This window comes from Vibrio sp. QJM3NY_27, from assembly GCF_057785955.1.
In genome coordinates this window covers 316,870-334,732 of sequence record NZ_CM173512.1, presented here as the reverse complement: position 1 = coordinate 334,732, position 17,863 = coordinate 316,870, and the positions used below count along the sequence as shown (strand labels likewise).

Below are 17,863 nucleotides of genomic sequence, written 5' to 3'. Positions count from 1 at the left end.
CGGCTAAGTACTCCTTAGTTGCTGACAAGTAAGGAGTCTATATGACGACTACGGTATCTACGTCCGTACCTACATCTCAAGCTGGTAATACAGCTCAGATAGAGAAAGAAGTAAACCACCCGTTTCTCTCTTTGGTTATCATGGTTATTGTTGCTGCAATCGCAACTTACTTCATCCCTGCTGGTGAGTTTGAACGAGTGGTCATGAATGGCCGCACGGTGATTGACCCAGACAGTTACACATTATTAACCAGTAACCCAACGACATTAGCCTCTTTTTTCGAATCATTTTTTAAAGGCTTCAAATCCGCTTCTGGCGTGATGGGTGTTGTGGTATTCGTTGGTGGTGCTTTCGGCATTATCAAACACATGGGTTTGTTAGACGCATCCGTCGTTGCGCTGACGACGAAGCTAAAGAAGCAAGGCTTGTACGTGATTGCACCTGTGATCATGACAGCGATTTTTTTCAACGTCACCTTCACGGGTATGCGTGAGCTTGATGTCATTTTTATCTCTTTGATGATCCCGATCTGTATTAAGCTTGGCTATGACGCGATCACGGCACTTGGCGTTGTTTTACTGGCAAGTTGTGCCGGTTTCGCTGCAGCTTTGGCTAACCCATTCTTTACGGGTATCGCACACACTATTGCTGAACTGCCTATGTATTCAGGCATGTGGTACCGCTTTATTGTTGGCATGTTCATGTTGCTAACGGGTGCTTGGTATGTACTTAACTACGCGCGCAAAGTTAAGCAAGATCCAACCAAAAGTTTGTTGCATGGTACGGGTTACCACTACGAATCTAGCGTTGAAGCGAAAACACTGACTACTCGTGAAAAGCTTGCGGGTATCGCGTTCTTGGGCGTATTCGCATACATGATTTTCGGCACGTTGACGATGGGGTTCGGCTTTACCGAGATTGCGGGTGCATTCGTGGCAATGGCGATCATTCCGGGTTTGGTTGCTGGTTTATCTCCGAACAAGATTTGTGAGTATTGGACCAAAGGTGTTAGCGATGTATTGGTGGCAGTACTGATCATCTTCTTCGCTCGCTCAGTGTTGACCATTATGGAAGACGCGAAGATCGTCGATTCTATTATCTTCTATCTTGCACAGATCATTTCTGGTAGCTCTAAACTTGTGGCATCGGCAGGGATCTACTTGTCGCAGGCTGCGATCAACTTATTCATTCCGTCTGGCAGTGGCCAAGCTGTGATTACTATGCCAATCATCATTCCATTGGCAGATATTGGTCAAGTGACTCGTCAAGTAGCAGCACTGGCTTCTCAACTGGGTGATGGTATTTCTAACTATATTTACCCAACCAATGGTGGCTTGTTAGCGGTATTGGCTATTGCAAAAGTGCCTTACACTAAGTGGGTTCGCTTCTTCTTACCGCTGTTCTTGTTCTGGTCGGTGGGTGCTTTGATTTCAGTTGTGATTGCTCAAATGATTGAGCTAGGGCCTTTCTAAGGGTTTCTGTTTAATCGAATGCATGGACAGTTAGGATTTAACTGAGGCCGTGTGAATTACTACGAAGGCAGCGAATTCGCTGCCTTTTTTCGTTTAAAGAAAAGCTATTACAATGACCAAGATTACTCTTCAAATTGGTAAGAAGAGGGCACGACAATGACGCCTTTTTTCGATATGTGAAAGCGTTTAGCGTCGGCAAGTCGATCAATGCCTATTTGGGTTCCATCTGGCACCTTAACGTTTTTATCGATGATGCAGTTTTGAATGTGACAATTTTTCCCAATTTCAACATCTTCAAACAGAATACTGTCAATAACAATGGCCGCGTTGTTGACTTTAACTTTTGGGAAAAAGATGGAGTTCTGCGCTGAACCACCTTCTATCACCACACCATTTGCGATCATCGAGTTGATGAAGATCCCTTGATTCCCTTCAACTGAAGCAATGGTTCGCGCAGGTGGAAGTTGCGGATCATAGGTGCGAATCGCCCAATCCGGTTGGTATAAATCGATAGGCGAGGCCGGTTTCAACAGATCCATGTTGGATTGGTAATATGAGTCGATAGTACCCACATCTCTCCAGTACGCATCTTGGGTCACTCGGCCTTCTTCATCACCAAACTTGTGCGCGTAAACACTGTTGTTGCCCACCAATTTAGGAATGATATCTTTACCAAAATCGTGGCTTGAGTTCGGATCTTCGGCATCCGCCAGTAGCGCTTGTGTTAACACCTCTTTATCAAAAACGTAAATACCCATTGAAGCCATGCTTCGAGTCGGCCTACCGGGTACACATGCTGGGTAACGTGGCTTTTCGGTAAAGTTATTGATCTCGAGAGATTCGTCTATCTCCATCACACCAAACTCTTTGGCTTCATCAATTGAAACTTCCATGCACGCCACGGTTAAGTCGGCCTCGTTCGTTTTGTGTTGCTTGAGCATTGGCGCGTAATCCATGCGATAGATATGGTCGCCTGATAACACCACCACATGCTTAGCTTCACTACGAGAAAGCAGATACAAGTTTTGACAAATCGCATCGGCTGTACCGCTATACCAGCTATCACCGGTTCGCATTTGTGGGGGAACATTGGTGATGTATTCGCCGAGCTCGGGGTTAAGTACCGACCAACCATCCCTTAAATGTTTTTGCAAAGAGTGAGACTTGTACTGAGTCAGCACTAGAATTTGGCGAAGCCCAGAATGCAGGCAGTTCGCGAGTGTGAAATCGATGATTCGATATTTGCCACCAAAGGGCACCGCAGGTTTTGCACGGTTATCGGTGAGGGGAGAAAGCCGAGAGCCAACACCGCCGGCCAGAACGATTGTTAGAGTGTCTTGCATGGTCAGAACCTCAATGTATTTATGATTATGAACATAGACTTGCAAGCACTAAGCCAAATGTAACTCATTGAATATTAAACGAGGTGAGATTGATTCTTGTAGAACTGCACCAAATTGATGCGTACGAGATATTGGCTTGCTCTATTTTGATCCGAAGAGATCTGGGCAAAGTGAGGGGGTGAATTAACAAGATGACGCACGGGAAAGTTGCATTACAAAACTGTCAATAAAATGAAGGAATAAAGTGATCAGGTCGATATAAATTTATACAAATAATCATAACCTTTCACAAATTGATTCTCATCAATAAAGTAGGGTTATTATATGCTACCTTGCACGCAAAATAAGAAATGATTACTCATTCACCAATAAAAATTAAGCCCTCAAAAGGAAATTATAATGAAAAAAACAGTATGTGGTATTGCGGTTATTGCGGCTCTTATGTCAACCAATGTTCTTGCTCATAAAGAAGGTGATTTCATCATCCGTGCAGGTGCAGCAACGGTATCTCCAAACGACAGCAGCGGCGCAGTGCTTAACAATCCAGACCTAGAGTTTTCAGTAGATTCAGATACTCAACTAGGCCTTACTTTCGGCTACATGTTCACTGACAACATCAGTTTTGAAGTACTAGCGGCGAGCCCTTTCTCTCACAGTATTTCTGTTAATGGCCTAGGTAAAGTTGCTGACACCAAGCACCTTCCACCAACGTTTATGGTTCAGTACTACTTCGGTCAAGCGAACAGTGACTTCCGTCCTTATGTAGGTGCGGGTATCAACTACACGGTATTTTTCGATGAAAGCTTGAATGCTAACGGCAAAAACGCAGGCCTTACGGATGTGTCTTTAGATGACTCTTGGGGTCTAGCTGCAAACATTGGTATGGATTACATGATCAATGAAGATTGGTTCTTAAATGCATCGGTTTGGTACGCAGATATCGGAACAACAGCAACATACAAGACTGCGACAGATACATTCAAAACTGACGTTGATATCGACCCATGGGTATTCATGATCGGTGGTGGTTACAACTTCTAAGCCATTTAATCAGTTTATTAAAGTCGCTCAAGCACCAGCCAGCTTGGGTGCTTTTTTTTGCTTGCTTGTTAATTAAATGCTTAATCCAACTTACTGTTATTATGGGTAAAGCAAACTGATTGTCGTCATTTATTGTTAATAAAAGAGAAAGATAACTGTCATAACAGCCCTCTATGATCGCGGTTCTAATTATGGAGGATATATGAATCGTAAATTTAATAAGTTGACTTTATTACTGCCTATCGCGGTAAGTTCTGCTCTGGTTGGGTGTTCTCAGTCAACTTCAACGTTGGTAACACCATCAACGACTGCAACATCACCTCAAACGTCACTTAATGCTTTTAGCCTTCAATGCCAATCCATCCAACAGCCAATCGCGAGTGATGCTGAGGTAACCGGAATCAGTTTGGTTGGTCGTGCTATTGCCGACGCCCCGTTTGATACTTCTGCAGCCGAAATCGTCAGCTACGATTCATGTACCGACAAGCTTTATGTGGTTAACGCTCAAGCACAGAAAGTCGATGTGTTGTCGATGAACGCTGACAGCGCACCAACCTCTGAGGGCTCTATCGACCTTCAATCAGCCGCTGCGGCTTCTGGTATTACTATCGGTGCTGCGAACAGTGTATCGACTCATCAGGGCTTAGTTGCTGTCGCGATTGAAAACGCCGACAAGCAACAAAACGGCATCATTGCACTTTATCGTTCAGACACGTTAGAGCTGATCACTACTTATACGGCTGGTGCATTGCCGGACATGGTGAGCTTCTCGAAAGATGGTCGCTATATTGCCTCTGCAAATGAAGGTGAGCCGAATGCGGATTACAGCATTGACCCTGAAGGTTCAGTAACGTTGGTGGATCTAACCAATGGTCCTTTGCAAGCGAAAGTCACGCAGATTGATTTTAAGGCATTTAACCAAGGCCAGCCACGCCATGCAGAACTAACCGACAAGGTTCGAATCTCGGCGCCTAATGCAACCGTTGCTCAAGACCTTGAACCGGAATACCTAACGTTTGCTGATAACGGAAAGCTTTACGTAGCCCTGCAAGAGAACAATGCATTGGCAGCAATTGACGTCGAGAGTGCAGAAGTGGATGCGATTCTGGGATTAGGTGGAAAGCCTTGGGATACCGCTCAGTTGGATGCGTCAAACAAAGACAAAAACATCGGTAATCTACAAAGCTACGCAATGTTAGAAGGCCTTTACATGCCAGACAGCATCACGAGCTACAGTGTTGATGGGAACACCTACATTGTGACTGCGAACGAAGGTGATGGCCGTGAATATGGCATCAAGACGACACAACAAATGTGTGATGACAAAGGCTTTGAGTGGGATGGTGACGATTACCAAGGCACCGAAAACTACACCACAGAAAAAGACTTTTGTATTGCTTATGTCGATGAAGTGCGTGGCAAGAAGCTAGACGTTGATGTTAACCACCCATTAGCTGGTGCATTGAAAGACAATAAGCAACTTGCTCGTCTTAAGGTGATTAAGCCACAAGGGACACTTGCTGCTGATCAAAAGGTTCAAGCATTCGGTAGCCGCTCGTTCTCTATCTGGGATGAGTCAGGCGAGTTAGTGTTTGATAGCGGTGATGATTTTGCTCGAATCGTACTTGAGCAAGATCCTGAAAACTTCAACAGCACCAATGATAACAACCAGAGCGGTGATGATCGCAGTGATGATAAAGGGGTAGAGCCTGAAGCTATTGAAGTCGCTGAGATTAACGGCAAGCAGTATGCCTTTATTGGACTTGAGCGCCAGGGTGGCATTATGGTTTACGACGTAACGCAGCCTAAGAACGCAAGTTTCATCAGCTATCTAAATAACCGCGACTTTACTCAGCCTGTGTGCACTAAGGTTGATGAAGATGGTGATTGCGACAACGAGACTTACAACTCGAAAGCGGGTGAGCTAGGCCCAGAGTCAATCAAGTATTTCACTCGCTCTGGTAACCACTTTATCGCGGTCGGCAATGAAGTGAGCGGCAGCACATCAGTTTATCGCGTTGAGTTTTAATCACGGTTACTGCTTGTAATTAGACTCAATAAAAACAAAAGCGCCACTACTTAATCAGTAGTGGCGCTTTCTATTTATGCATCACAAATATATGCGTGATAATTAGTTTCTATGGCTGTTGCTTAGTTGGCGCTAGAGCAATTTCACGGATACATACGTTCTGTGGTTGTTGGTAAGCGAATGATACAGCGCGAGCGATATCGTCAGCTGCCAATACGCCGCCCATGTCTTCTTTCCAAGAATCGTAACCGTCTTTGATCTCTTGAGAGGTTGTGTGAGACAGAAGTTCTGTTTCTACAGCACCCGGTGCGATAGTGGTAACACGAACATTTGATGCCGCCACTTCTTCACGAACGTTCTCAGAAATAGCGTGTACCGCGAATTTAGTACCACAGTAAGCTGCGTGGCTTGGGAATGTTTTTTTACCTGCGATAGAGCTGATGTTGATGATAGTACCTGTGTTGCGTTCCATCATCGGAGCAAGTACAGATTGCATGCCGTTTAGAAGGCCAATCACGTTTACATCGAACATTGTCTTCCACTCTTGAGCGTCTTGAGTATCGATCTGACCAAGAAGCATTGCACCAGCGTTGTTGATAAGCGCGTCTACAGGGCCAAATTTCTCTTCACCTTGTGCGATTGCTGCGTCAAAAGACGCTTTGTCTGTTACGTCTACTTTCACTGATAGTGAGTTTGGTAGGTTCAACGCTTCAAGGCGGTCAACACGACGAGCTAAAAGTAGAAGAGGGTGACCTTCATCGCTTAGACGACGAGCGATTGCTTCACCAATACCAGAGCTTGCACCTGTAATTACGATTAGTTTTTTCATTTTATTTCCTCTGTACTTTTATTGCGTCGGTTGGCTACGACGTGTTGTTTAAGTGCATTCGAATCAAGTGCTTGTTGCCTTGCTTCGTTGCGATGGAGGTATATTAAGGAAAATAGCATTGTTGATATATAGCTCTTTACTTGAAACACTGTTGCTGTGGTGCAACAATAAAGATGCTCACTTTATAGATTTATAGCGTCATAACTCTATAGCTTCATCACTTTTTAAATTTCACAAGTAAGCTGGCGACCATGCTCAATCAAATTAACCTGTCTGATATTCGTTCTTTCGTGCTTATCGCTCGTTTAGGTAACTTCACTAAAGCAGCGGAGGAGCTTGATGTGTCTCGTTCCCACGTATCACGCCAAGTGAGTAGCCTAGAAAAACAGATGGGAGTGACCCTGTTTATCCGCACCACTCGAACTTTAAGGCTAACGCACGCAGGGCAAGATCTATACGCGAGATGTGAACAAGCCTTAGATAATATAGACCAAGCTCTGATTGCTGCGGTTGATGATGTCGAAGAAGTGCGTGGCGACATAAAAGTAAACTGTGTCGGCGGTTATCTTGGTGAGGTGATCATCGCGGATCTAGTGAATGAGTTTATGCAGCTTTACCCAGACATCAGTATTAGCCTTGATTTCAGTAGTAACCGAGTCGACCTGATTGAAGACGCTTTCGATATCGCTTTTCGCATGGGAAGCTTAGAAGACGCGGGCTTTATCGCAAGAAAGCTATTAGACATCGAGATGGGAACACTCGCGAGCCCTGAGTATTTCGTTCGTAAAGGAAAGCCAAGTCATCCTAAAGATCTGATCCACCATGACTGCTTAACGGGATCGGTGCGTAAGTGGAGTTTTCAAGCTCTGGACGATACTAAGAAAACGGTCGACGTGCATGTGGCGGGCAGACTGCAATGTAAAAATGGGCGAGTGTTGGTGCAGGGCGCGAAGTCGGGCAACGGAATTATTCGTGTACCAACCATCTATTGCTTGCAAGAACTGAACGACGGGCAACTGCTGCAAGTATTTGAAGAATGGGTGGTGCCTAAGGTCGACTTTTCAGCGATCTACCATCGAGACCGCTATCAACCGAGCCGAATTCGAACCTTTATTGATTTTGTAAAAGGTCGCTTTGAGCAAATGCCAGTCAGCTAAATGGCGCGGCCTACCTTCCTCTTTCTTTTAGCAATAATTGGACTGGCTCGAATTTACATCTCGTCGATTTCGTTTTGTAGGTTTTCCAGCTGGTCCAGAATCAGTAAAAACTTCTCACCAAAGGGTGTTACTTGATACTCAACTCTTGGTGGCAGTTCGTTGAACATTTGCTTATCTAAAATCCCAAACTCCACATTTCGCTTCAAGCATTCATTCAATACCTTGGTCGATAACCCTTCGACCGAGCGCACCATTTCACCAGGGCGATTAATGCCATTTGCCAGTAATTGGTAAACCGTTAGCGACCATTTACAGCCGTAGATGGTTTCTACCATGCGAGCTGAGCGCTCTGGTGCTGATTTTCTTGAAAAAAAGTTTTCCTGATTTTTCATAAAGATGTACCAATAAGTACCTACCTAACCGATTTGTACTTACTATTCATAGTGTTAGTTCAAGGCCTAAGATTACCACGTTCACATGACTTAGGAGATAACAAAATGAACTTCACTAAAAATGGTATTGCAGTAATTATCGGTGGCACAAGTGGTATGGGCTTTGAAACAGCGAAGCAATTAGTCGCTCAGAACATCCATGTGTTGGCTGTCGGCAATAACCCAACTAAGTTAGATAAAGCAGTGTCAGAATTGCAATCGTTAGGTCACGCTTCAGGCTGGCAAGCTAACCTTTATGATGATGCGAGTGTGTCTCGCCTTATTGAACACCTTGAGTCGTTAGATGAAGGTATTGGTTACCTTGTAAATGCTGCGGGTTACTTCAACCCTAAAGCGTTTATTGAGCACCAAGAATCTGATTACGAGCAATACATGCAGCTTAATAAAGCGACTTTCTTCATCACTCAAGCGATAAGCAAGTTGATGATCAAGAACGGCGGTGGCAGCGTAGTTAACGTTGGTTCTATGTGGGGTAAGCAAGCAATCAAAGCGACGCCATCTTCTGCCTATTCAATGGCTAAAGCTGGCCTGCACGCATTAACCCAACACATGGCAATGGAACTGGCTGAGCATAATATTCGTGTGAATGCCGTGTCTCCAGCAGTGGTTAAAACGCCGATTTACGAATCTTTCATTAAACCTGAAGAAGTGGATCAAGCGTTAGAAGGCTTCAACGCGTTCCACCCTATTGGTCGAGTAGGTTTGCCGAAAGACATCGCCAATAGCATCTCTTTTCTATTGTCAGACAGTGCAGATTGGGTAACGGGTGCAATCTGGGATGTTGATGGCGGTGTGATTGCTGGCCGCAATTAATTAGGATTCTTTTCAGGTGGCTGTCGCGTAGGCAAAATAGCAGCGAGATGGCCTCCTTGATGAGTATTCGCGTAGAATAGAAACTAGAAAGACAACAATAATAATTAAAACGATAACAAGAGTAAGGTCGCCATTATGTTCAACATGGACTTTTCAAAGAGACTGGTTATAGAAACCGAGACATTAGATTGGATCGCGAGCCCTGCTAAAGGGGTATGGCGTAAGCCGCTAGAAAGAGAAGAGAAAGAATCGGGGCACACGACCAGTGTGGTGAAGTACGATCCTGAATCTTCGTTTTCTGAGCACCCACATCCACAAGGCGAAGAGATCTTCGTATTAGAGGGTGTGTTCTCAGATGAAACAGGAGACTTCCCTGCAGGCACTTATATCCGTAATCCGCCGGGCAGCGCGCACTCCCCATCAAGCAAAAATGGCTGTACGATCTTGGTTAAGCTTAATCAGTTTGATGCGAGAGACTTAACTCAAGTTCGCATCAATACTCTAGAAACGGAATGGCTTGCAGGTATCGGCGGTTTACAAGTGATGCCACTGCATGAATTCGAACACGAGCATGTCGCTTTAGTTAAGTGGCCAGTTGGTGAACGTTTTCAGCCGCATCGTCACTTTGGCGGTGAAGAGATCTTTGTGTTGTCTGGCACCTTTAAAGATGAACATGGCGAGTATCCAAAACACACATGGATGCGCAGCCCGCATATGAGCGAGCATTTTCCATATGTGGAAGAAGAGACCGTTATCCTCGTGAAAACGGGGCACTTACCATTGGGTTAAAGGAATGCTCAATATAAAGATGAGAAAGCCGCATTGTTTTGAACAAGCGGCTTTTTTTAGTTTTTATATATGAGCTGACTAGTAAGCGACACCAATACGTTGGCGTGGGAACTTGCCAGATTCTAGTTCATCAATCATCGCGATAGCGTAATCGCTGACGGATATTTTGCTGTTGCCAGCTTCGTCGGTGAGTAATTGGTCGCCGCCTGTGCGGTAGGTCGACAGTTTCTCGCCCGGGAAGATTTCTGCCGCTGGGCTAATGAACGTCCAGTTAACCTGGCTATCAGACTGTTTGAACACTTCAAGAGCTTCACCTTGTGCTAGCGCTTCGTTTTTATGCTCTGCTGGAAAGTCCGGAACGGTAACTAACGGTACGTTTGGCGCCACTTCTAATGAGCCTGCACCGCCAACCCAAAGTAGGCGCTCGATACCAAGGCTTGGTAATGCGGCTAACAATTTAGTCGCAGTATTTTTTACGATGTCGTGATTACCTAGAGCACGTCCGCCAATCGAAGTAATTACTGCATCAACGCCGGATAGCGCGGTTGTAAGGCTTGCTGCTTCATCTTGTAAATCAAATGAACGAACTTCAACACCTTTGGTTTCTACTTTGCTTGCATCTCTTACTACAGCAACCACGTCGTGACCACGAGATTGAGCTTCTTGAGCGATGTGACTACCAATCCAACCTGATGCGCCTAATACTGCAATTTTCATAATGTCTCTCCAATTATCGAATTTATTGAGTCGTTTTCTCGACAGCCATTGCAGTCTAATAGCTTACTAGGTTGCGATAAATATCGTAAAATGATGTAGATTGTATCTATATAGTGATCTAATAAGATTCGGTTAGCTGCTAAACAGCTCAAGGAGAGTGCGATGGATAGGTTGACGGCGATGCGCAGCTTTGTCGAAGTGGCAAATTGTGCCAGTTTTACGCAAGCGGCAGAGCATTTGGACATGAGTCGATTACAAGTGTCGCGCCACGTTCAAGAGATCGAAGCGTGGCTAAAACAAAGACTTTTGCATAGAACAACTCGAAAGGTGAGTTTGACGGCGGCAGGGGAAATCGCATTGCAACGTTGCGAAAAAATTCTCAATGAAACCGCAGAGCTAGAAGTCACTTCACTTAATCAAACCGACGATCTTTCAGGGGTAATTCGAATTGCAGCGCCGATTGGTTTAACTCAAAACATGCTGTTGGATGTGGTCGAGCAATTCACAGAGCTTCACTCTAATATCACGGTCGAGTTGTTTGCCTCAGACCGTTTTGCGCAGCTAGTGGATGAAAGAATCGATATTGCCCTCCGTTATACTGACCAACCTGACGATAGCTTGATTGCCCGAAAGCTAATGGAAATTGATTCAGTGGTGTGCGCCTCACAAGACTACCTAGACAAACATGGTGAACCTCAAACGGTTGAAGCGCTTCGACAACATAATTGCTTTCGTCATCTGAGTGTGACGAAGTGGGATTTCGTGAAAGATAACCAATATTATTCGGTTGAGGTGTCTGGCACTATTAAAGCCAACGATGTTGGGGTGTTAACCCGCGCCGCGCAGCATGGAAAAGGGATAGTTCGCTTACCTTGTGACTTAGCGAATCCATTGATAGCGGATGGTAAATTGAAACGCGTTTTGGATGATTTTGTTTCACCGAGTAGCGTACTTTGGGCGGTGTATCTATCTCGCAGTTATCAGCTTCCTATTGTTCGTCAGTTCATTGATTTTGCAGCAGAAGCTTGGTCTAACGATATTAAGTCTGGGGATGTTTGAGGTCATATATCTTAAGTACACAAGTACACAAGTACACAAGGCATAAACATATAAATACAAAAATCCGATATCAAAGGTGATATCGGATTTGAACTCAATAATTCAGAGTTCCAGCACGCTCTCCTCTCACGAAGTCTTTACATGTAATGATGTACGGATAATCGGGTGTCTATCGCCTTTTCGTTAATGTCAGGTAAAGGTCGATACAAGCTTCTGGTAATGTCCGTCAATACTTGGTCGTATACTTTTGAAACGACGGTTGATATATCGCTTGTCAATTCGTACATGGTATCTGCCGGTTGAGTTGCTTCGGTACTTGATGCGATCTCAGTAAGTGCATGCATCGCACGTGTGCAAATCGGTGACCCACTGCTTATAGGGCAGATAATTGATAATTGGTTAAGTTTTCTGTGTGTCTGAGAGGCGTAGAATTTGAATCTCGCATACTCTTCTGGCTTCTCCATATCAGGTATACACATTCTCAGCTTGGTCAATATCTCCATGCAATCCAAGATCTGTTGCCAATTCATATGGTATTCGCTACTCATGTCTTCTCGTTCAGATTGGATCAGCCAGATGATCATGACTTCATCCATCAAGAACATGCTGTGGCGAATGGTTTTACCGTGAATAGATTGGTTACGCACCAAGCTACGATTTTGCCAATCGCTGTGCATTGCGATGAGTTTTAGATGGTAGATGCGATACATAGGACGGCTATCAAACGACACATGAGATTGAAGCAGTTCAGACACCTCAAGTATGTTGTCGTAAATCTCATTCACTTTGCGAATCGAGTCGCTAGACAGCTTATAACCAAGAGCATAATGCGTTGCGGCGCGATGTTTGCGTGATAGCAGCAATAGTTCTCTGAGTAGAACTAAGGTTTCAAACCTATGTGATAGCGCCGTTTGTCTCTTTTTGGAAAAATGAAATAGGGCAGCAAGTACTGCTATGGATAAACCAACTGAAATAATTACAAACATATTTAACTCCTAATATGTGCATACCTACTTAGTGGTAGTGCAGACACCGTGCCAAAATCAATAAGTGTTATATTTCAGTGGTTTATGTTTTTTCTTTGTTTATGGATGATCAATGATGGTGCATGACTTCACCATTCGAGTGAATGTTTCTCATATTTTGCAGGATTTTTTGAGAGGTTACGCTTTTCTTGTGATTAGGCTGGGGAGGTTTCGATAGGTAGGGACACTTCGGCGATCAATCTCTAGCTCGTGTCAAAGTACGGAAATTAAAAAGGCCTCATTCTTTAATGCTATTAACTAGAAACAGCATTAAAAAGTGAGGCCTTTCAATATTTACTAGCGATCCAATTATCGCCAGCGCGGGACACTGACGATTAAACGTTACGCAAGCTTAAGGTCGAACTCAGTGCGGTACATCACCATATCTTCAATGGTCAGTACTGGCATGTTGTGCATTTTACCGAAAGCAACGATCTCTGGCGCTTTTGCCATCGTGCCGTCTGGATTGGTTACTTCACACAGTACACCTGCCGATTGAAGACCTGCCATTTGCATAAGATCCACAGTGCCTTCTGTGTGACCGCGGCGAGCAAGTACGCCACCTTTGCGAGCACGCAGTGGGAATACGTGGCCAGGGCGAGCAAGGTCAGTAGGTTTAGCTGTTGGGTTTGCAGCTGTCTTGATCGTTGTTACACGGTCAGCGGCAGAAACACCTGTTGTTACACCAACTTTTGCTTCGATAGTTACGGTAAACGCAGTTTGGTTTGCGCTGTTGTTATCAACAACCATAGGTGGAAGTTCAAGTTGATTTGCTTGCTCGTCGGTTAGACACAAGCACACAATGCCGCTGCATTCGCGGATCATAAGCGCCATTTGAGCATTGGTTAGGTGTTCTACTGAGTAGATGATGTCGCCTTCGTTCTCGCGATCTTCATCGTCAAGTAAAAGTACGCCACGACCTTCGCGTAGAGCTTGCAGTGCGTTTTCAACGCGAGTGATTGGTTCGCCAAATTCGGCAAGTAATGAAGACTGATTCATGGTTAAACTCCTAAAATATCACCAGAATCAGGGCTGTATGAGGGATCTCAACCGAGCACGACAAAGCTAACTCATTACAAGAGGCTTTAGCTCATTATGGTTTTATCCAAAACGAAATGCACCCGTCTAAGTTGGAGGAATGAACCCAATAAATGGGCATGCCTTTCCAACTTAAACGAGTGTGTTTTCATTCTCTCTCATCCGGACTATGACCGTCGGCTCTGGCATCTCACCAGATCTGCTGACCTCGACGAATCGAGCGCTCGCGGGCTTATCTTTAGATTTTGCTAAGGACATACCGCCGGTGGGGAATTTCGCCCCGCCCTGAGAATAAAAATTAATAATTTGTTTTGCTTTGAAAGCAGACCAGATGGTAATCCTTTCAATAGTGGATTTAAAGGACTGACAGCAAAGTTTTTTAGATTCTGCTCTTTGAATGCGGTAAGTGCTCATTTTATCAACGAAACAGACATCACTTGGTTTGCATACACAGTTGCGCGTAGATTTTGATGTTTGAAAGGATTTTTATGTGTCTATGAACATGAGTGTGTGTCGAATTCATATCGTTGACAAAGCAAATGTTTATCAAATGAATGCTAACGTGGCTTAATAATTCAATATTGTTACACCATGACGTCTTACTGACCGTTTTGACATAAAATTGATATTAGCGCTGCTAAGCTGCGATAGCATCCGGACACTTTACCTAAAAGATCTTAGCCATGACTTCTCTGTTCTCTAACAAATCCAAAGGCTTATTACTTCTCGTTCTAAGTTTGTATTCTCTCGTACCTTTTTTGATCTTTGGATCGAACTTTGACCTTGGAAGTGCGGTTTTGCCTTTCTATGGTGCGTTCATGACGTTCGTGACGTACTCAGCAGGTAATCAAGGATTCTTGGTAACGTTAGCTGTTTTGTCTCTGGCATTGCTCACGATGAAGTTTTCCAAAGCTAAGCTAGTCAGCCTGTGTCTGCAGCTTGGCCTGTTGTTGGTTCTTAGCTTTGCAGCTAAAACCTTCTTAAAGCATTCAACAGAAAGCCCTCGACCTTATTCTGAGTATTTGGTGACGCAAGAAGTTGTCGAAATGCCAGAAGTGTTTTATGAACTGCCACTGGTAGAAAAGAACGCAGCGATTGCATCTGTGCAAGATAAGGTGAGTGAGTGGCGAACGCGCCACTGGTTGGGTGAGACTGACTATTCTTTCCCATCTGGACACATGATTTTCGTCGGTGTGTGTTTGGCGTTCTTCGGTGGATTGTTTTTAGAAGCGAAGCGTTTTTATTTGGTTGGTGGTTTACTGGTTTGGGCTGGTGGTGTCGCTTACAGCCGAGTTTGGCTTGGCATGCATCGCCCAGAAGACTTAGCCGGATCTATCGCTTTTGCAGGTCTTATCTATCTATTGGTGCCGCTTATCTCAGAGCAAAAAATAGAACGCTATTTACCTGCATTTTTGAAACAGACTTCCTAAGGATCCTTCCTCACTCCGAAAGAGGGCTCAGATTAGCAATACGTGATAAACGTTATTGATTGAGCCCTAGTTCTGCTTGTTTCTTTTTGGTTAGCCCTAATGAAACAATTCGGTGTGATTCAGTGAGGTAGTATCTCAGCTCCTCATCCCTTTCTGATGTGCTTTCAAAAAGCTGAATCCACTTCATTCCGCGCGAAGCAAAGTAGGGCGCGGGTTTGTAGCCCAGTTCTTCTTTCAGAAAGTCGAAGTTCTGATCGGATGCCTTAAAGATAAACGCAGGCTCATCGTTAGGCCCCCAACCACCAATCGCAAACACCTTCCCACCTACTTTCCAAACGTGAGAGTTATTCCACTGCATCACATAGCTGGTGGCAGGTAGTGACTCGCAGAATGCGTTGAACTCGTCGTATGTCATAGGAGTGTCCTTTCAATAGATGGGTGTGTTGGAACTGTGCTTATTTCTTTATCAGCGTTTTCGTTATGAACTAGCCAGCTAAGCCCTGCCAGATAGCAGTAAAGCCACTGATAGAACATAACAATAAAGAACCGATACGTATCTTCTCTTTTGGAATGCTTTGCGTGGTCATTAACGCCACTTTGTAACCCAACCAAGCCGCAGGAAGCAACGGGATTGTGATAATCAAATGGTGCATCGTGAAGAAGCCAATTGGGATCTGTACCAGTAATGAAATGATAGAACTAAACACGAAAAACGCAGAAAGGTTACCACGAAGTTGATTGGCATCTTGGTGCTGAAGTAGTAACGCCATTGGTGGACCACCAATACCTGAACTGGTGCCAAAGAATCCTGAGAAGAATCCAGCAATGCCCATCTTGGTCGGTGTTGGCTCTAACCTAAACGGCAGCAAGCTGACAATCACCGCAAATACTACTAATAAGCCTAACCACAGAGACAACACGCTCGTTGAAACCATCACTAACAAAGCACCACCTGCAATCGACCCCGGAATGCGTCCAAGCAGTGCAATTTTTAATCCGCCGATAGAAATGTTTGCTCGGTGTTTAAACGCATTGAATATAGAAATGAACAGGCCAACGAGACAGATAGGCGCGGGTACGTAGTCAGGTGAGACTAAAAACAGCAGTGGGGCTGCCACAATAGCCAAGCCAAAGCCGATTGCGGTTTGCACAAACGAGCCGACAAAAATGAGTGCCATCGCGATAAGTACTGTCTGATCTATGTATTCCATAAGCCTGCGGATTAATTTTAAAGGAGCTAACGAATACTATAAATTAAAACGAAAAGAATAGTCTTATTATTCAGTGAGGTTTATGCAAATATCGACCTTTATTATTGTCGATATAACGGGCAACGAAAAAGAGAGCGAATACCTCAGGATGTTATCCTTCAATACTCACTCTCTTTATTGGAATGACTGTTGGTTTTTAGCTGATGGGGGAGTCAGCGTTAAACGTTAAGCCATTGCCAATTTCAGGCGTTCAATAGGCTTGTCATTAATTGGTAAGTGGATAAGCGCAGCCGTAAATGCCAGTATCACTGTTGACCACCAGATTGGCTCGTAAGATCCGTAGTAATCGTAAATACGACCACCAACCCAAGCGCCTAAGAAACTACCCACTTGGTGAGTAAAGAACACCAAACCGTACAGAGTAGATAGGTAACGCGCACCGAAGATCTGACGAACTAGTCCAGAGGTGAGTGGTACCGTTCCTAACCAACAGAAACCAATCGCCGCACCAAAGATAGCAGCCGTTGATTCAGTTACTGGAAGAGTCACAAACGCACCAATAACTAGAGTACGAACTAAGTACAGTGCCGACATTACATGACGCTTGCTGAACTTATCGCCCATCACACCCCAGAAATAAGACCCGAAGATGTTGAAAATACCCACATAAGCCAGTGCCATTGCTGCACTGCTCGCGGGTAGGTTTTTGTCGGCTAAGTAACTCGGTAAGTGCGTCGCAATGAACATCACGTGGAAACCACACACGAAGAAGCCTGCGTGAATTAACCAATAACTTTTGTTCGCAAATGCTTCAGACAGCGCTTCTTTTAGTGTCTGAGTGTCTTCTACTTGTTTATTGGTTGCCGACTTCGGCGCTCGCATAAACAGGGCAAAAGAGATCATGAAACAACAAAGCACGCCAAATACTTGCATCGCACTTTGCCAATCGAATTCGTTCAACATGTATTGTGCACCTGGAATCACAGCGAACATGCCAAACGAACCTGCTGCTGTGGTTAAACCAAATGCCTTAGCCGCGTGCTCTGCAGGTACTACTTTTGCTACTGCACCTAACACGATCACATAGCTTGTCGCACTCAATCCAAGGCCAACGAGTGCGCCCAATGAAACGTAAAGCATGCTTGATTCGGTAGAAATTGAGGTAAGAAGTAAACCCAAACCGTAAGCACATGCGCCAGCAATAATGATGCGTCTTGCTCCCCATTTGTCCGCGGCCATGCCCACAAAAGGTTGGAACACGCCGAACAACAGGTTTTGTAGAGCAATAGCGAAGCTGAAAAACTCTCGCCCCGTGCCGAAATGCTCTGAAATTGGCATCATGAAAATGCCGAATGACTGTCTGATCCCTAGACTGATAATAAGTGTGCCGATCCCAAGCCATACCAGTAAAGGAAAACGGAAAATGCTCATTCTAATACTCTTAAATTAATGGTGGTG

17 protein-coding genes and 1 riboswitch are annotated in these 17,863 nt (G+C 44.6%); of the genes, 8 read left to right on the top strand and 9 right to left on the bottom strand.

Annotated elements, in window-relative coordinates; translation table 11 throughout:
* Positions 1-41 precede the first annotated feature (41 nt).
* Positions 42-1,472, top strand: a complete 1,431-nt coding sequence (locus tag AC3CIA_RS17415; protein WP_488519360.1) for a YfcC family protein — start codon at positions 42-44, stop codon at positions 1,470-1,472.
* 122 nt (positions 1,473-1,594) lie between these two features.
* Here AC3CIA_RS17415 and glgC read toward each other — a convergent pair whose 3' ends face one another.
* On the bottom strand, positions 1,595-2,815 hold the full coding sequence (glgC, locus tag AC3CIA_RS17410; protein ID WP_488519359.1) for a glucose-1-phosphate adenylyltransferase: 1,221 nt from the start codon (positions 2,813-2,815) through the stop codon (positions 1,595-1,597).
* Positions 2,816-3,214: 399 nt separating this feature from the next.
* Here glgC and ompW point away from each other — a divergent pair, with 399 nt between their 5' ends.
* Both ompW and AC3CIA_RS17400 read left to right on the top strand, forming a co-directional pair.
* Positions 3,215-3,856 (top strand): outer membrane protein OmpW, encoded by a 642-nt coding sequence (gene ompW / locus AC3CIA_RS17405; RefSeq protein ID WP_004733008.1) that lies wholly within the window; start codon positions 3,215-3,217, stop codon positions 3,854-3,856.
* Positions 3,857-4,058: 202 nt separating this feature from the next.
* Positions 4,059-5,885 (top strand): choice-of-anchor I family protein, encoded by a 1,827-nt coding sequence (locus tag AC3CIA_RS17400; RefSeq protein WP_488519358.1) that lies wholly within the window; start codon positions 4,059-4,061, stop codon positions 5,883-5,885.
* A 109-nt stretch (positions 5,886-5,994) separates the two neighbouring features.
* On the opposite strand, the gene AC3CIA_RS17395 is transcribed toward AC3CIA_RS17400, so the two are convergent.
* A complete protein-coding gene (locus AC3CIA_RS17395; RefSeq protein WP_004733012.1) occupies positions 5,995-6,714 on the bottom strand; it encodes an SDR family oxidoreductase in 720 nt (239 codons plus the stop codon).
* A 251-nt stretch (positions 6,715-6,965) separates the two neighbouring features.
* Between AC3CIA_RS17395 and AC3CIA_RS17390 the strand changes: the two genes are divergently transcribed.
* A complete protein-coding gene (locus AC3CIA_RS17390; protein WP_488519357.1) occupies positions 6,966-7,871 on the top strand; it encodes a LysR family transcriptional regulator in 906 nt (301 codons plus the stop codon).
* 53 nt (positions 7,872-7,924) lie between these two features.
* Here AC3CIA_RS17390 and AC3CIA_RS17385 read toward each other — a convergent pair whose 3' ends face one another.
* Positions 7,925-8,263, bottom strand: a complete 339-nt coding sequence (locus AC3CIA_RS17385; protein WP_004733017.1) for a winged helix-turn-helix transcriptional regulator — start codon at positions 8,261-8,263, stop codon at positions 7,925-7,927.
* Between the two features lie 105 nt (positions 8,264-8,368).
* Here AC3CIA_RS17385 and AC3CIA_RS17380 point away from each other — a divergent pair, with 105 nt between their 5' ends.
* Both AC3CIA_RS17380 and AC3CIA_RS17375 read left to right on the top strand, forming a co-directional pair.
* Positions 8,369-9,136, top strand: a complete 768-nt coding sequence (locus AC3CIA_RS17380) for an SDR family NAD(P)-dependent oxidoreductase (RefSeq protein ID WP_054546287.1) — start codon at positions 8,369-8,371, stop codon at positions 9,134-9,136.
* A gap of 135 nt (positions 9,137-9,271) precedes the next feature.
* A complete protein-coding gene (locus AC3CIA_RS17375; RefSeq protein ID WP_488519356.1) occupies positions 9,272-9,925 on the top strand; it encodes a cupin domain-containing protein in 654 nt (217 codons plus the stop codon).
* A gap of 78 nt (positions 9,926-10,003) precedes the next feature.
* Here the strand turns inward: AC3CIA_RS17375 and AC3CIA_RS17370 are convergent, their stop codons facing one another.
* Positions 10,004-10,642, bottom strand: a complete 639-nt coding sequence (locus AC3CIA_RS17370) for an NAD(P)-dependent oxidoreductase (RefSeq protein WP_171309254.1) — start codon at positions 10,640-10,642, stop codon at positions 10,004-10,006.
* Positions 10,643-10,804: 162 nt separating this feature from the next.
* Between AC3CIA_RS17370 and AC3CIA_RS17365 the strand changes: the two genes are divergently transcribed.
* Positions 10,805-11,701: a LysR family transcriptional regulator gene (locus AC3CIA_RS17365; RefSeq protein WP_488519355.1), complete on the top strand. Its 897-nt coding sequence runs from the start codon at positions 10,805-10,807 to the stop codon at positions 11,699-11,701.
* A 137-nt stretch (positions 11,702-11,838) separates the two neighbouring features.
* Here the strand turns inward: AC3CIA_RS17365 and AC3CIA_RS17360 are convergent, their stop codons facing one another.
* Positions 11,839-12,687 carry a hypothetical protein gene (locus AC3CIA_RS17360; protein WP_488519354.1) on the bottom strand — a complete coding sequence of 283 codons (849 nt, stop codon included), beginning with the start codon at positions 12,685-12,687 and terminating at the stop codon, positions 11,839-11,841.
* A 381-nt stretch (positions 12,688-13,068) separates the two neighbouring features.
* Positions 13,069-13,725 carry a 3,4-dihydroxy-2-butanone-4-phosphate synthase gene (ribB, locus tag AC3CIA_RS17355; RefSeq protein ID WP_004733029.1) on the bottom strand — a complete coding sequence of 219 codons (657 nt, stop codon included), beginning with the start codon at positions 13,723-13,725 and terminating at the stop codon, positions 13,069-13,071.
* A 185-nt stretch (positions 13,726-13,910) separates the two neighbouring features.
* Positions 13,911-14,061, bottom strand: a riboswitch (FMN riboswitch).
* A 386-nt stretch (positions 14,062-14,447) separates the two neighbouring features.
* Here ribB and AC3CIA_RS17350 point away from each other — a divergent pair.
* Positions 14,448-15,194: a phosphatase PAP2 family protein gene (locus AC3CIA_RS17350; protein WP_065206288.1), complete on the top strand. Its 747-nt coding sequence runs from the start codon at positions 14,448-14,450 to the stop codon at positions 15,192-15,194.
* A gap of 52 nt (positions 15,195-15,246) precedes the next feature.
* Here AC3CIA_RS17350 and AC3CIA_RS17345 read toward each other — a convergent pair whose 3' ends face one another.
* From AC3CIA_RS17345 to AC3CIA_RS17335, 3 genes are all read right to left on the bottom strand, one after another.
* A complete protein-coding gene (locus AC3CIA_RS17345) occupies positions 15,247-15,609 on the bottom strand; it encodes an MmcQ/YjbR family DNA-binding protein (RefSeq protein ID WP_054546295.1) in 363 nt (120 codons plus the stop codon).
* Positions 15,610-15,679: 70 nt separating this feature from the next.
* Entirely contained in the window at positions 15,680-16,405 is a 726-nt protein-coding gene (locus tag AC3CIA_RS17340; protein WP_017075912.1) for a sulfite exporter TauE/SafE family protein, read from the bottom strand.
* Between the two features lie 225 nt (positions 16,406-16,630).
* Complete coding sequence (locus AC3CIA_RS17335; protein ID WP_488519353.1) at positions 16,631-17,836, bottom strand: MFS transporter; 1,206 nt, start codon at positions 17,834-17,836, stop codon at positions 16,631-16,633.
* Positions 17,837-17,863: the final 27 nt, after the last annotated feature.

What these genes read in the sequence shown, in the direction of transcription:
- AC3CIA_RS17380 (WP_054546287.1), top strand. Translation starts at nt 8,369, where the DNA reads ATGAACTTCACTAAAAATGGTATTGCAGTAATTATCGGTGGCACAAGT.
- AC3CIA_RS17370 (WP_171309254.1), bottom strand. Translation starts at nt 10,642, where the DNA reads ATGAAAATTGCAGTATTAGGCGCATCAGGTTGGATTGGTAGTCACATC.
- ompW (WP_004733008.1), top strand. Translation starts at nt 3,215, where the DNA reads ATGAAAAAAACAGTATGTGGTATTGCGGTTATTGCGGCTCTTATGTCA.
- AC3CIA_RS17360 (WP_488519354.1), bottom strand. Translation starts at nt 12,687, where the DNA reads ATGTTTGTAATTATTTCAGTTGGTTTATCCATAGCAGTACTTGCTGCC.
- AC3CIA_RS17400 (WP_488519358.1), top strand. Translation starts at nt 4,059, where the DNA reads ATGAATCGTAAATTTAATAAGTTGACTTTATTACTGCCTATCGCGGTA.
- glgC (WP_488519359.1), bottom strand. Translation starts at nt 2,815, where the DNA reads ATGCAAGACACTCTAACAATCGTTCTGGCCGGCGGTGTTGGCTCTCGG.
- AC3CIA_RS17345 (WP_054546295.1), bottom strand. Translation starts at nt 15,609, where the DNA reads ATGACATACGACGAGTTCAACGCATTCTGCGAGTCACTACCTGCCACC.
- AC3CIA_RS17335 (WP_488519353.1), bottom strand. Translation starts at nt 17,836, where the DNA reads ATGAGCATTTTCCGTTTTCCTTTACTGGTATGGCTTGGGATCGGCACA.
- AC3CIA_RS17375 (WP_488519356.1), top strand. Translation starts at nt 9,272, where the DNA reads ATGTTCAACATGGACTTTTCAAAGAGACTGGTTATAGAAACCGAGACA.
- AC3CIA_RS17415 (WP_488519360.1), top strand. Translation starts at nt 42, where the DNA reads ATGACGACTACGGTATCTACGTCCGTACCTACATCTCAAGCTGGTAAT.
- AC3CIA_RS17365 (WP_488519355.1), top strand. Translation starts at nt 10,805, where the DNA reads ATGGATAGGTTGACGGCGATGCGCAGCTTTGTCGAAGTGGCAAATTGT.
- AC3CIA_RS17390 (WP_488519357.1), top strand. Translation starts at nt 6,966, where the DNA reads ATGCTCAATCAAATTAACCTGTCTGATATTCGTTCTTTCGTGCTTATC.
- AC3CIA_RS17350 (WP_065206288.1), top strand. Translation starts at nt 14,448, where the DNA reads ATGACTTCTCTGTTCTCTAACAAATCCAAAGGCTTATTACTTCTCGTT.
- AC3CIA_RS17340 (WP_017075912.1), bottom strand. Translation starts at nt 16,405, where the DNA reads ATGGAATACATAGATCAGACAGTACTTATCGCGATGGCACTCATTTTT.
- ribB (WP_004733029.1), bottom strand. Translation starts at nt 13,725, where the DNA reads ATGAATCAGTCTTCATTACTTGCCGAATTTGGCGAACCAATCACTCGC.
- AC3CIA_RS17385 (WP_004733017.1), bottom strand. Translation starts at nt 8,263, where the DNA reads ATGAAAAATCAGGAAAACTTTTTTTCAAGAAAATCAGCACCAGAGCGC.
- AC3CIA_RS17395 (WP_004733012.1), bottom strand. Translation starts at nt 6,714, where the DNA reads ATGAAAAAACTAATCGTAATTACAGGTGCAAGCTCTGGTATTGGTGAA.